This window comes from Stutzerimonas stutzeri (genome assembly GCF_024448955.1).
GTDB lineage: Bacteria > Pseudomonadota > Gammaproteobacteria > Pseudomonadales > Pseudomonadaceae > Stutzerimonas > Stutzerimonas stutzeri_AQ.
On sequence record NZ_JAMOIH010000009.1, the window covers coordinates 86,145 to 99,478 of the forward strand.

Consider the following 13,334-nt stretch of genomic DNA (forward strand, 5'->3'; position numbering starts at 1 on the left):
ACCTCCAGCGCTCTTATCGGCTTCCGCTTACACCGACAACATCAGGAATTCCCGCTCCCAGGAGCTGATCACCCGGTGATAATTCTCCTGCTCGGCGCGCTTGACCGCGACATAGCCGGTGATGAATTTCGGGCTAAGGTATTTGACCAGCTCGCGGCAGTTCTCCATGCGTTCCAGCGCGGCTTCGAGGGTCAGCGGCAGGCGCAGGTTGCGGCGCTCGTAACCGCGGCCCTTGACTGGCGGACTCGGGTTCAGCCCTTCGACCATGCCGATGTAGCCGCACAACAGGCTGGCGGCAATGGCCAGATACGGATTGGCATCGGCGCCCGGCAGACGATTCTCGACGCGGCGGTTCTGCGGGTCGGAATCCGGGACGCGCAGGCCTACGGTGCGGTTTTCCTCGCCCCATTCGACGTTCACCGGTGCCGAGGTATCGGGCAGGAAGCGGCGGAACGAATTGACGTTGGGCGCGAACATCGGCAGCAGCTCCGGAATGTATTTCTGCAAACCGCCGACGTGGTGCAGGAACAGCTGGCTCATGGAGCCGTCGGCGTTGGAAAACACGTTACGCCCGGTTTCGATGTCCACCACGCTCTGGTGCAGGTGCATGGCGCTGCCCGGCTCGCCGGTCATCGGCTTGGCCATGAAAGTGGCGGCCACATTGTGCTTGAGCGCCGCCTCGCGCATGGTGCGCTTGAACACCAGAATCTGATCGGCCAGGTGCAGCGCTTCGCCGTGACGGAAGTTGATTTCCATCTGCGCGGTACCTTCCTCGTGGATCAGCGTGTCCAGGTCTAGGCCTTGGGCCTCGCACCAGTCGTACATGTCTTCAAACAGCGGATCGAACTCGTTGGCTGCGTCGATGGAGAACGACTGGCGGCCGGTCTCCTGACGCCCCGAACGGCCAATCGGCGGCTGGAACGGCAGGTCCGGGTCCTCGCAGCGCTTGGTCAGATAGAACTCCATCTCCGGCGCGACGATGGGCTGCCAGCCGCGCTCGGCGTACATCTTCAGCACACGCTTGAGGATGTTGCGCGGCGAGATCTCGATGGGGTTGCCCATCTTGTCGTAGGTATCGTGGATCACCTGCGCGGTCGGCTCAATGGCCCAGGGCACCAGGAACACCGCGTCGGCGTCGGGCCGGCAGAACATGTCGATGTCCGCCGGATCGAGCAGCTCGTAGTAGATGTCATCCTCGACGTAGTCGCCCGTCACCGTCTGCAGCAGGACGCTTTCCGGCAGACGCATGCCGCGCTCGTCGAGGAACTTGTTGGTCGGTGAAATCTTGCCGCGGGCAATGCCGGTCAGGTCGCTGATCAGGCACTCCACTTCCGTAATCTTGCGTTCTTTGAGCCAGCCGGTGAGCTGGTCGAGCGTGCTAGTCATGATGACCTCAGAGTTGATGAAACGAGCGCCGGACCGGCCTGCGCTCAGCGCCGTCCCGCGCGTTCCTGGCAAGCGCGGGCAAAGCCCTGGAACAACGCCAGGTAATAAGGGTGCTCATGCACCTTCCATTCAGGATGCCATTGGACGCCGAGCGCGAAGGTCTGCGCCGCCTCGACGGAAAACGCCTCGATCAGTCCATCCGGCGCCAGTGCCTCGATGCGCAGCCCCTCGCCAAGGCGCTCGACACCCTGGCCGTGCACCGAATTGACTTCCATATGCGGCGGCAACCCGAGACGCTCCAGCAAGCCACCGGGTTGCACATGCAGCGGATGACTAAGCCCGTACTGGATGTCGACCGGGTCTTCGGCCCGCTCGCGATGGTCGGCATAGGGGCCGGCCTCGTGCACTTTCTGATGCAGACTGCCACCGAACGCCACGTTCATTTCCTGAAAACCGCGGCAGACACCGAACACCGGAATACCGGCCTCTACCGCCGCGCGAATCAGCGGCAGGGTCAGCTGGTCGCGGGAAGGGTCGTGTGGCATGCCTTCGGCGCTGGCTGCCCCACCATAATGATGAGGCTCGACGTTCGATGGCGAGCCAGTGAAGAACAGGCCGTCTACGCTATCGAGTAGTGCTGCAGGATCGATGAGGTCACCCAACGCCGGGATGACCAGGGGCAAGCCGGCGACCGCTGCGGCACGCAGGTATTTGTCACCGGCGATATGGAAGCTGTGGTGGCCGATCTGCCTGGTACAGGCGGATACGCCGATCAATGGCACGCGAGGCATGTGATACTCGTCTTTCAGAAGGGTGCTCATCGGAGAGTAGTCTTGTTCATTTTTATAGACAATAGCCGACCCGTTGTCCTTCCGAAAGCAACCGCAGCGCCGTGAATTTTTTTCCGGCTGTGCCCTAAAACCGCCACTAATGGGCATTCATGGGGCGTTTTGAGGCGCTATTGACAGCGACTTGGCTTTCCGATTGACTCCAAGTCATGTTGTTTGATGATTGAAATTTTTAACAATTAAGGTGTTTTCATCATGCTTCCGCCGCCGCGTGCCGTTCAGCTCAATGAAGCGAACGCGTTTCTGAAAGAACACCCGGAGGTCCAGTACGTCGACCTGCTGATCGCAGACATGAACGGTGTCGTTCGAGGCAAGCGCATCGAGCGCGCCAGTCTGCATAAGGTGTATGAAAAAGGGATCAACCTGCCCGCCTCGCTATTCGCGCTCGACATCAATGGCATCACAGTAGAAAGCTCCGGGCTCGGGATGGACATCGGCGACTCGGACCGGACCTGCTTCCCCATTCCCAACACCCTTAGCAACGAACCCTGGCAGAAGCGTCCCACTGCGCAACTGTTGATGACCATGCACGAGCGCGACGGCTCGCCATTTTTTGCAGACCCACGTGAAGTGCTACGCCAGGTCGTCAGCAAGTTCGACGAGCTGGGACTGACCATCTGCGCGGCCTTCGAACTGGAGTTCTATCTGATCGATCAGGAGAACGTGAATGGCCGTCCGCAACCGCCGCGCTCACCGATTTCCGGCAAGCGCCCGCAGTCGACCCAGGTCTACCTGATCGACGATCTGGACGAATACGTCGACTGCCTGCAGGACATTCTCGAGGGGGCCAAGGAACAGGGCATTCCCGCCGACGCCATCGTCAAGGAAAGCGCCCCAGCGCAGTTTGAGGTCAACCTTCATCACGTCGCCGATCCGATCAAGGCCTGCGACTACGCCGTGCTGCTCAAGCGACTGATCAAGAACATCGCCTACGACCATGAGATGGATACCACCTTCATGGCCAAGCCCTACCCGGGCCAGGCCGGGAACGGGCTGCACGTGCACATCTCGCTGCTCGACAAGAACGGCAACAATATTTTCGCCACCGACAATCCGTTGGAGAGCGAAACCCTGCGTCATGCCATCGGCGGTATCCAGCAGACCATGGCGGCGTCGATGGCCTTCCTCTGCCCCAACGTCAACTCGTACCGCCGCTTCGGCGCTCAGTTCTACGTACCGAATGCGCCGTGCTGGGGCTTGGACAACCGCACCGTAGCGCTACGCGTGCCGACTGACAGCGCGGATTCAGTACGCATCGAGCATCGCGTCGCCGGGGCGGATGCCAACCCTTACCTACTGCTGGCCAGCGTGCTCGCTGGCGTCCATCACGGCCTCACCAACAAGATCGCACCCGACCAGCCGATCGAAGGCAACTCCTACGAGCAGGTCGAACCGAGCCTGCCCTCCAACCTGCGCGACGCCCTCCGCGAGCTGGATGACAACGAAATCATGGCCCGCTACATCAGCCCGGAGTACATCGATATCTTCGTGGCCTGCAAGGAAAGCGAACTGGCCGAATTCGAGCATTCGATCTCCGATCTCGAATACAACTGGTATCTGCATACGGTTTAACGGCTGAAAGCCGACAGGAGCGCTGGCGGCTGAACGAAATGCACCGGTGTAGGGGTCGTAGGGTGGGCTTCAGCCCACCGCTGTTACATTCGGCGGGCTCATTGGTGGGCTGAAGCCCACCCTACATGCTGGAAGCTGGAAGCTGGAAGCTGGAAGCAAACGTAGGGCGATGTCGTGTTTCCACCGTGACTCCGCTCGTCGGATCAATAAAGCGTGACTCGACCTACGATTGCGCCAGCGGCCAGGCGGACGGGCTTTTTCTTCCGGCTTCGAGCTTCAGGCTTCCAGCTGCTTCCCCGAACCTCATCGCTTAGAATTACTCCATTTTCTAAACGCCCCAATTCAGCGAGGCCGCCATGTCCCGTACCGTTACCGTTGCCGCCACCCAAATGGCCTGTTCCTGGGATCGCCAAGCGAACATCACCAACGCCGAGAAGTTGGTTCGTGAAGCCGCCGCCAAGGGCGCGCAGGTGATCCTGATCCAGGAGCTGTTCGAAACCCCTTACTTCTGCCAGAAGCCCAATCCTGAGTATTTGCAGCTGGCTACCAGTGTGGAAGAAAACCCGGCGATTCAGCATTTCCAGAAGATTGCCGCCGAACTACAGGTAGTGCTGCCGATCAGCTTTTTCGAAGTCGCCGGCCGCGCACGCTTCAACTCCATCGCCATCATCGATGCCGACGGCAAGGTGCTGGGCGTCTACCGCAAGAGCCACATTCCGGACGGCCCCGGCTATCACGAGAAGTATTATTTCAACCCCGGCGACACTGGTTTCAAGGTCTGGAACACCCGCTACGCGAAGATCGGCGTGGCCATTTGCTGGGATCAGTGGTTCCCCGAAACCGCGCGCAGCATGGCACTGATGGGCGCCGAGCTGCTGTTCTACCCCACCGCCATCGGCAGCGAGCCACATGACCCGAATATCACCTCGAGCGACCATTGGCAGCGCGTCCAGCAGGGCCACGCCGGCGCCAACCTGATGCCGCTGATCGCCAGCAACCGCGTCGGCACCGAAGAGCAGGACGGCTACGACATCACCTTCTATGGCTCGTCGTTCATCGCCGACCAGTTTGGTGCCAAAGTCGAGGAAATGGACCAGACCAGCGAAGGCGTACTGGTACATGAATTCGACCTGGACCAGCTGGAGCACATCCGCAGCGCCTGGGGTGTATTCCGTGATCGTCGGCCAAACCTCTACAGCCCGATCAAGACCCTGGACGGCTCGCTCGAGTCCTGACCGAAGATTGACCCATCGTTGTAGGAGCGAGCTTGCTCGCGAATTCGGCTATGCAAACTGTTCGCGAGCAAGCTCGCTCCTACAAAGCGCTCTCACGGAAAACACCGATGACGACCCTCAGCACCAAGCCTCGCGCCGACGACTTCCATATGCCCGCCGAGTGGGCGCCGCACAGCCAGACCTGGATGGTCTGGCCGCAGCGTCCGGATAACTGGCGCGACCAGGGCACCCCGGCGCAGGCGGCTTTCACCGCCGTGGCCAAGGCCATTGCTCGCTTCGAGCCGGTCACCGTCTGCGCCACTGCCGAGCAATACATGGCCGCGCGGGAGAAACTCGATGACCCGCGTATTCGGCTGGTGGAAATCAGCAGCGATGACGCCTGGGTCCGCGATACGGGGCCAACCTTCCTGGTCAACGGCAAGGGTGGGCTGCGTGGTGTCGACTGGATGTTCAACGCCTGGGGCGGCCTCGAGGGCGGGCTGTACGACAACTGGCAGCGCGACGACGAAGTGGCGCGCAAGATTCTCGAAATCGAGCGCTGCGACCGCTACCGCACCGAGGGTTTCGTACTGGAAGGCGGTTCGATTCACGTCGACGGCGAAGGTACTCTGATTACTACCGAGGAGTGCCTGCTCAACCGCAATCGCAACCCGCACCTGTCCCGTGAGCAAATCGAAGCGGTCCTGGCCGATTATCTGGCGATCGATAAGGTCATCTGGCTACCGCACGGGTTGTACAACGACGAAACTGACGGTCACGTGGACAACTTCTGCTGCTTCGTGCGTCCCGGTGAGGTCCTACTGGCCTGGACCGATGATCGCGACGACCCCAACTACGAGCGCTGCCAAGCTGCCATGCGCGTGCTGGAGCAGGCGCGCGATGCCTGGGACCGCGAGCTCGTGGTGCACAAGATGCCGATCCCCGGCCCGCTGCATGCCACCGAGCAGGAATGCGCCGGTGTGGTGCCGCTGATCGGCAGCCAGCCGCGCGACCCGTCGATTCGCCTGGCTGGCAGCTACGTCAACTTCCTGATCGTCAATGGCGGCATCATCGCTCCGTCTTTCGACGACCCGATGGACGCCGAAGCAGAAGCCATCCTCAGCCGGATCTTCCCTAACCATCAGGTGGTGATGGTGCCGGGCCGCGAGATTCTTCTTGGCGGTGGCAATATCCATTGCATCACCCAGCAGCAACCGGCGGCATCGAGCCAAACGCCGGTGTAACGCACCCGCGCTGTCCGTACCGCCGACACGGGCAGCGCCTGAAGGAGTGTGCAGGCCGTGCAATACAAAGCCTTTCTGCTGTGCCTGCTGCTAGCGCCAACTGTGCAGGCCATCGAAGCCTATTCCTGCCGCAACGGCTTCTTTCCGGCGTTCGCCGGTCAGGTACAACCTGCAGAGGTGGTTGCCGGTGCCGACTCGCGAGTGCATTTCAGGGATGACGCCGTTGGCTGCCCCAAAGATGAATCTTGCATACGCAAGGCCTATCTCGTGGACGGCGACAAACTCTTGGTCGGCAATCAGTCCGATGGCTGGGCCTGCGTATGGTACTTCGGCGAAAAGCGCGAATTCGTAGGCTGGCTGTCGGCACGCAATCTTGAAATCGACACCGTATCGACGCCTCCCGCAGCGCAGGACTGGATCGGTCTCTGGCTACCCATTGCCGGCGGCAACAGCATCGTCATTTCTCGCGCCTCGCCCACCGGATCGCTTGCGCTCGTAGGCGAGGCGATCTGGCAGGGCGGTGTGAATAGTTATGGCGAGCCGGTTGTCCACGTCGGCGCCTTCGAAGGTCAAGCACAACCCTCTGGTGATCTGCTGAGAATCGTCGAGGGTGCGGAAGAATATGCCTGTCGCGTCACCCTGCAGTACGTCGCAGCGAACCTCGTGGTGACCGACAACAGCCGCTGCGGCGGTCTCAACGTTCGCTTCGATGACGTCTACCGCAAAGCACCCTGACGCACTATTCGCCGTCTGCCTTCGCTAATTTGAAAGCCGAACGAACTGGTCTAGAGTTGGGTTTTCTTGGCATGTGGCGCAAGCATCAGCGGTAGTCATGCCGTCCACAGCGCTCCAAGCGGAATATTGGTGCTCGCTGCAGAAAGTGCCAATCATGCTGGGCATTACCAACGACCAGGCCATTCAGTGTGCGGTCGCGCTGCAAAAATCCCTTCGAGTACAGATAGCAGCTTAGTCGGAACATATGGCCCGATTGGCAACCCACGACCGCAAGGTCAGCCTTGGCCGAACCGCAGATTTTCGAGTAGCAAAACAACAATCAGGAACAAACATGTCCTTACCAACCAAGTTGCAATACCTGTCCCTCATCAGCGCAGCCATGCTGATCAGCCTTCCGAGCATGGCTCAGCAGCCGACTAATCCAATGATGGCGAACATGAACGCACAGCTGGCGAAGCTGGGCGGGACGATGCAGGTCACGGCAGAGGTCTGTGGCGGCTATACCGACGAACAGCTGGTCGAACATAAACAGCAGCAGAAAGATCACTTGGCGCGCAACGGCATGGATGCGGCCAGCTTCGACAAGGACTTCGATGCCGGTGTCGAACAGGGCAAAGCGAAATGGGACAGCATCCCGGCATCCGAACGGCAGGCCAAGTGTGACGAGTTCAAACAGCAGATGGAGGAACTGGCGCAGCAGTTCACCCGTTGATGGCTGATAGGTGATCGGTCCGATGGCGCCGCCCCGCGCCATCGACTCAGGCCATGATCACCTGGTTCTTGCCCAGACGTTTGGCGGTGTACATAGCCGCATCGGCACGGGCGAACAGCGCCCCGAGATCTGGATCGCCTGCCCTGAGACAGGTCACCCCGAGGCTGATGGTGACGCCGAAGCGCTGACCATCGGAGGTGGTGAATACCAGCCGCTGCACCTCCCGCTGCAGGCGCTCGGCGATCTGCTCGGCAAGGTCTGGCTTGCAGCCGGGCAGCAACAAGGCGAATTCCTCGCCGCCGATGCGGCCGAACAAATCGCCGCGACGCAGCACGGACGAGCCGCACTCGGCGACGCGCTGCAGCACCTGATCGCCCATCTGATGGCCATGGGTATCGTTGATCCGCTTGAAGTCGTCGATGTCCAGCAGCTGAAACGCCAGCGGGGTGGCGTATTGCCGGGCCAGGTCGAACTCGCGCTTGGCGCACTCGAAGAAGTAACGGCGGTTGCTGCTCTGGGTCAGGACGTCGACGGTGGCCAGGCGCTGCAGTTCGCCTTCGAGCTGCTTCTTATCGGTGATGTCCTCGGCGATCCCGACGATGATGGGCCCATGCGCGCTGTCGACGTTACGTGCGATGAAGCATTTGTCGCTCAGCCAGCGCAACTGACCGTCGCCACGAATGATGCGGTACTCACGCTCTTCGATGGCGCCCTTTTCGAGCACGTCGGTCAGGCTCTGCTGTGCATATTCCAGATCGTCCGGGTAGACGCTGTTGCGCCACTCGCCGAAGTCGGCCAGCAACAGCGCAGCCGAGCGCCCGAAGATCTGCTCGTAGGCCGGGCTGACATAGACCATCCGCTGAGCCTGCGAGTCGTACGCCCAGAGCACCGCATTGACTGCGCTCATCAACGTACTGAATAGCTGTTCGCGCTCGCTCAAGCGCTCGACTTCGGCCCGGGCATGCATCAACGCCAAAAGTGTCTGCCCTTCGGTCGGGGGAAGGATGCCAACCCCTTTTTCACTTCGCTGCTTCACCAGAGTCATACCTGCGTTCCCAAACGAGCGCCAGGTACCGGCGGGAGCCCGCTGAGCAGCTGTCGCTATACACCAGAATGCTGTTGAGAGAACGCCGGTAGAACAAAGTTCCAGTTGGCGCAATTACCACTAATTGCGCCGATCAATGGTCATCCGTGGGCGACCGCAGGCCTGAGCGAATAGGTTCGCAGATGCTCGGCGAATTCACGCAGCGACTGGATGCCGCTGGCTTCGGCGTCCTGCACCCACTGCTTGATCGCAGCGAGCATCTCGTGACCGTTGGCACTGGTGCGAGTCCAGATCTGCTGCAGGGCCAGGCGCTGTTCGTAAATAACCCGCAGTGACTGACTCTGCTCGAGGATCACCTCGATGCGCGCCTGTTGCTCATGCTGCAGCAGGCTCGGTTCGCGCGACAGCAGCCGCTTGGCACGGCGGAACTGATGGCGCACCGATGCATCGGCGCATTGCAGTTCCAGACGCACCAGCGGTTTGATCACCAGCTTGCGGTACTGCGCCATGATTTGGAAACGGTTGTTGAGGATCGCCATGGCGCTGTCCATGTCCAGCTGATGCTTGGGCGTGACGCGGTGCGCGATGGGCGCGGTGCGGTTGACCTTCGCCAGACCGAGCAGGCTGAACAGCTTGATCCAGGCCCAGCCCATGTCGAACTCCCACTTGCGCACTGACAGCTTGGCCGAGTTCGGGTAGGTATGGTGATTGTTGTGCAGCTCCTCGCCTCCGATGAGGATGCCCCACGGCACGAGGTTGGTCGCCGCGTCGCGGCATTCGAAGTTGCGATAGCCCACGGCATGCCCCAGCCCATTGACCACCCCGGCGGCCCAGAGCGGAATCCAGATCATCTGCACCGCCCAGACGGTCAGGCCGATGACACCGAACAGCGCCAGATCAAGGGTGAGCATCAGCACGATGCCCAGGTTGGGGAAGCGTGAATAGAGGTTGCGCTCGATCCAGTCGTCCGGGCAGTTCTTGCCGTAGATGCGCAGAGTTTCCTCGTTCTTCGCCTCTTCCATGTACAGCTCGGCACCGCGCCGCAGCACCGTGCTCAGCCCTTTCTGTACCGGGCTGTGCGGATCGTCGGGCGTTTCGCATTTAGCGTGGTGCTTACGGTGGATGGCGGTCCACTCGCGGGTATTCATCGCCGTGGTCAGCCACAGCCAGAAGCGGAAGAAGTGCTTGAGACCCGCGTTCAGCTCAAGCGAGCGGTGTGCCGAATAACGGTGCAGGTAAACCGTGACGGCGACGATGGTCACGTGAGTCAGAAGCAGCGTGGCCGCAACCACCTGCCAAGCCGAGAGGTCGAGAAACCCGGTGTACCACATAGTGTTGAAGCCTCGCGGTGTAAAAGTTCAGATCCGCAGCTGCGAATCTGTTTGCATTATCTACTCTGCCTAACTGGATAAGCGTCCGCCTGTCGTCCGGTGTTTATTTTTCGTTTCGGCATCTGACAGAAATAGGCCACACAGCCGATACATCGGATGGATCCCATCTGCCCGATAACAGATGTAGCATAAGGCCACTATTTGTTTCGCCGCCCTATCCAGCACTGTCTCAGTGCCGGAAAAGTAGCGCGTCGCAGCACGCCCACGCAGTACGGTGCTCAAGAATCATCATGAAAACCATCCCCCACCCCACCGACCCGCGTTGGATACTCGGCCTCGGCAGCCTGCTTCTCGCGTTGCTGTTCGGTGGTCTTGCCATCAATGATCACCAGGCACGCGATGCCGTCTGGACGCTGCAGACGGCGCAGCAAGGCGAACTCCAGGCACTGGCGTTGCGCAGCGCTCAGCAGGGACTGGAAGAGCAGGCCCGGTTGATCGCCAGTGCATTGAGCGCCAGCCCGGAGACGCTTCGGCTGGTTCGCCAGGCTGACCGCGCCGTGAAGGCCGGGGCTCAGTGGGACGGCCCTCGACTGGCCCGGATCCGCGAGCAGCTGTTCAGTTCGCTCACCCCGACCTGGACGGCCATGCAAGCCCACGGCGCGCTCCAGCTACAACTGTATCTGGGCAAAACAGGCATGGCGCTGCTGCGCATGCAGGATCCCGACGCGTTCGGTGATGCGGTCGCCGACCGCCGCCCTATGCTCTATCAGGCATTGATCCATGACCGGATCGTTTCCGGGTTGGATATCGGTCGGCGCAGCGCGGGCAACCGAGCCATCGTGCCAATCCGCGCCAGCAGCAGCTTTGAAAGCGAAGTGATCGGTGCCTTGGAGGTGGGGTTCGGCATCCTTCCCGATCTGACCGAACTGGGTCACCAGCTGAACGCCGGCCTGGGGCTGCTGGTGAACCGTGACGAGCTCAAGAATGTGTTCTGGACGCCTCCAGTCGGGATTCAGCTGCAAGGCCTTCCCGGCTGGCTGCTCGACACCCATTCGGCGCCGCAGATCCTGCAGTGGGCGCAACAGCGTTCGCTACCGGTGCCCGGGTCTGGACAAGCGCTGCGCCTGCTGGAGTCCGGCGGTCGCAGTTTCGTGCTCAATCAGGTGCCGCTGCACGACGTCAGGGCGGAACACAATCCAGGGCGTCTGCCTTTCGCCGTTGCGCTGGTCTGGCGAGACATCACCTTGGCACTGCGGGAGCAGCAGCAAGCCGAACGCCGCATTCTCATCAAATGGGGCCTGGCCTGGCTGATTGCCGAAGTACTGCTGCTGATCCTGGCCTTCATGCTCCACCGCCGTGGTGTCGTTCAGCGCATCCATCTGATCCGCTCGACGCGGCAGGAGCGCAACCGCAAGCGCCTGTTCGAGCGCGGACAGAAAATTGCCAGCCTGCTGCCCGGCATGGTCTTTCAGCTCAAACGCTCGCCTGAGGGCGCCTACAGCATTCTCTACGCCAGCGAGGGCTCGCGTGACCTCTATGGAATAGACCCCGAGCAGTTGGTCCAGAATGCAAACCACGCCTTCGCCGTGGTGTATGACCCTGACCGTCCCGCGTTGCGGGCCGCGATAGAGCGCTCGGCGGCCACCTTGGGCGGCGGCTCCACGCGCTACCGGATCAACCACCGCGAAAAAGGGCTGATCTGGGTCGAAGTCAGGGCGACCGCCGAGCGCCTGCGTGATGGTTCGGTGCTCTGGCATGGCTTCATCGCCGATATCACGCCGTTCATGAATACCGCGATCGCGCTCAGTGAAAGCGAGAGCCGCTTCCGCAGCATGGTCAGCAATCTGCCGGGCGTGGTCTACCGGCGTGACGGCGACGCCAATCGTACGATTCGTTATCTCAGCGACGGTATAGAGCGGCTGACGGGTTACCCGGTCAGCGATTTCCTTGCCCCCGGCACGCGCCGGTTCAGCAGCCTGATCCACCCGGAAGATCGTGCCGACCTGCAAGGCAGTGAAGCGGATCAGTTCGAACGCACCTACCGGCTGATCAACGCCCGCGGCGAAACGCTCTGGGTGCAGGAGAACAGCCGCGCACTGCGCGACGCCGAAGGCCGCCTGCTGTGGTACGACGGCTTCATCTCGGATGTCAGCGCCCGTGCCCTCGCCGAGCGCGAGGCCAACGAGCGTGAACGCTACGTGCGCCTGCTGATCGCCAACGTCGTCGACGCCATCATCATCATCAACCAGCGCGGCCTGATCGAAACCTTCAACCACGCCGCCGAGCGCACCTTCGGCTATAGCGAGGAAGAAATGCTGGGGCGAAACCTGTCGATGCTGATGCCCGAGCCGCACCGCGCCGCCCACGATGGTCATCTCGAAGACTACGAGCGCCGCGGCGAAGGCCGCAGCCTGGAGCAGAACCGTGAATTGCAGGGGATGCGCCGCAATGGCGAGCTGTTCACCATCGAACTGCGCGTCTCGGAAATCAGCCACCGAGGCGAACGCAAGTTCATCGGCCTGGTGCGCGACATCACCGAGCGCAAGCGCATCGAGCAGATGAAGAGCGAGTTCGTCTCCATCGTCAGCCACGAGCTACGCACGCCGCTGACGTCGATTTCCGGCGCCCTGGGGCTGATCAACGGCGGTGCCGTCGGCGAGGTCCCGCCAGCGATCGGACAGTTGCTCAACATCGCGCAACAGAACAGCCAGCGCCTCGGCCTGTTGATCGATGACTTGCTGGACATGGAGAAGCTGATCGCCGGCCAGATGAGCTTCCAGCTGCAGACCCAGCCTCTGGCGCCGTTGCTCGAAGATTCGCTTCGCTCGAATCAGGGCTACGCTGAACAGCACCGGGTGCGCCTGGAAATGGGCGGGCAGGTGGACGTGCAGGTGTCGGTGGATGAGCATCGCCTGCAGCAGGTGCTGGCGAACTTGCTTTCCAACGCGGCGAAATTCTCGCCGGCTGGCGAAGTCGTAGTCTTGAGTAGCAGCCGTCGGGGCGATCAGGTCCGCGTGAGCGTCCGTGACGTTGGCCCGGGTATTCCGCAGACGTTTCGGCAGCGGATTTTCCAGAAGTTTTCCCAAGCCGATTCCTCCGATACCCGCCAGAAAGGCGGCACCGGCCTCGGCCTGGCGATCAGCAAGGAGCTGATCGAGCACATGCATGGACGCATCGGTTTCGATTCCGAATTGGGCCAGGGTGCCTGTTTCTGGTTCGAACTGCCTGTTCAGGATTAGTCTGCTGA

The 13,334-nt window shown here is 61.3% G+C and carries 10 protein-coding genes; 6 read left to right on the forward strand and 4 right to left on the reverse strand.

Annotated features, from left to right (window positions below; translation table 11 throughout):
• Nucleotides 1–27: 27 nt before the first annotated feature.
• Nucleotides 28–1,386, reverse strand: coding sequence for a glutamine synthetase family protein (locus NA645_RS11460; protein ID WP_256048915.1), 1,359 nt, complete (start codon nt 1,384–1,386; stop codon nt 28–30).
• Nucleotides 1,387–1,430: 44 nt separating this feature from the next.
• Nucleotides 1,431–2,177: a gamma-glutamyl-gamma-aminobutyrate hydrolase family protein gene (locus NA645_RS11465; protein WP_256049007.1), complete on the reverse strand. Its 747-nt coding sequence runs from the start codon at nt 2,175–2,177 to the stop codon at nt 1,431–1,433.
• A gap of 252 nt (nt 2,178–2,429) precedes the next feature.
• Here NA645_RS11465 and NA645_RS11470 point away from each other — a divergent pair, with 252 nt between their 5' ends.
• The 5 genes from NA645_RS11470 to NA645_RS11490 all read left to right on the forward strand — a co-directional run bounded on the left by NA645_RS11470 (nt 2,430) and on the right by NA645_RS11490 (nt 7,711).
• Nucleotides 2,430–3,806 (forward strand): glutamine synthetase family protein, encoded by a 1,377-nt coding sequence (locus NA645_RS11470; RefSeq protein ID WP_256048916.1) that lies wholly within the window; start codon nt 2,430–2,432, stop codon nt 3,804–3,806.
• 356 nt (nt 3,807–4,162) lie between these two features.
• Nucleotides 4,163–5,041, forward strand: a complete 879-nt coding sequence (gene aguB / locus NA645_RS11475; RefSeq protein ID WP_256048917.1) for an N-carbamoylputrescine amidase — start codon at nt 4,163–4,165, stop codon at nt 5,039–5,041.
• Between the two features lie 107 nt (nt 5,042–5,148).
• Nucleotides 5,149–6,264 (forward strand): agmatine deiminase, encoded by a 1,116-nt coding sequence (aguA, locus tag NA645_RS11480; RefSeq protein WP_256048918.1) that lies wholly within the window; start codon nt 5,149–5,151, stop codon nt 6,262–6,264.
• Nucleotides 6,265–6,321: 57 nt separating this feature from the next.
• Complete coding sequence (locus tag NA645_RS11485) at nt 6,322–6,999, forward strand: hypothetical protein (protein WP_256048919.1); 678 nt, start codon at nt 6,322–6,324, stop codon at nt 6,997–6,999.
• Nucleotides 7,000–7,330: 331 nt separating this feature from the next.
• Nucleotides 7,331–7,711, forward strand: a complete 381-nt coding sequence (locus tag NA645_RS11490; protein WP_256048920.1) for a hypothetical protein — start codon at nt 7,331–7,333, stop codon at nt 7,709–7,711.
• Nucleotides 7,712–7,757: 46 nt separating this feature from the next.
• On the opposite strand, the gene NA645_RS11495 is transcribed toward NA645_RS11490, so the two are convergent.
• Nucleotides 7,758–8,756, reverse strand: coding sequence for a GGDEF domain-containing protein (locus tag NA645_RS11495; protein ID WP_256048921.1), 999 nt, complete (start codon nt 8,754–8,756; stop codon nt 7,758–7,760).
• Between the two features lie 140 nt (nt 8,757–8,896).
• On the reverse strand, nt 8,897–10,087 hold the full coding sequence (desA, locus tag NA645_RS11500; RefSeq protein ID WP_256048922.1) for a delta-9 fatty acid desaturase DesA: 1,191 nt from the start codon (nt 10,085–10,087) through the stop codon (nt 8,897–8,899).
• 290 nt (nt 10,088–10,377) lie between these two features.
• On the opposite strand from desA, the gene NA645_RS11505 reads away from it, so the two are divergent.
• Nucleotides 10,378–13,326 (forward strand): PAS domain S-box protein, encoded by a 2,949-nt coding sequence (locus tag NA645_RS11505; protein ID WP_256048923.1) that lies wholly within the window; start codon nt 10,378–10,380, stop codon nt 13,324–13,326.
• The last annotated feature ends 8 nt before the right edge of the window (nt 13,327–13,334 follow it).

Coding starts and splice junctions, on each gene's coding strand:
- NA645_RS11495 (WP_256048921.1), bottom strand. CDS start 8,756: ATGACTCTGGTGAAGCAGCGAAGTGAAAAAGGGGTTGGCATCCTTCCC.
- NA645_RS11490 (WP_256048920.1), top strand. CDS start 7,331: ATGTCCTTACCAACCAAGTTGCAATACCTGTCCCTCATCAGCGCAGCC.
- aguB (WP_256048917.1), top strand. CDS start 4,163: ATGTCCCGTACCGTTACCGTTGCCGCCACCCAAATGGCCTGTTCCTGG.
- NA645_RS11460 (WP_256048915.1), bottom strand. CDS start 1,386: ATGACTAGCACGCTCGACCAGCTCACCGGCTGGCTCAAAGAACGCAAG.
- desA (WP_256048922.1), bottom strand. CDS start 10,087: ATGTGGTACACCGGGTTTCTCGACCTCTCGGCTTGGCAGGTGGTTGCG.
- NA645_RS11505 (WP_256048923.1), top strand. CDS start 10,378: ATGAAAACCATCCCCCACCCCACCGACCCGCGTTGGATACTCGGCCTC.
- NA645_RS11470 (WP_256048916.1), top strand. CDS start 2,430: ATGCTTCCGCCGCCGCGTGCCGTTCAGCTCAATGAAGCGAACGCGTTT.
- NA645_RS11465 (WP_256049007.1), bottom strand. CDS start 2,177: ATGCCTCGCGTGCCATTGATCGGCGTATCCGCCTGTACCAGGCAGATC.
- aguA (WP_256048918.1), top strand. CDS start 5,149: ATGACGACCCTCAGCACCAAGCCTCGCGCCGACGACTTCCATATGCCC.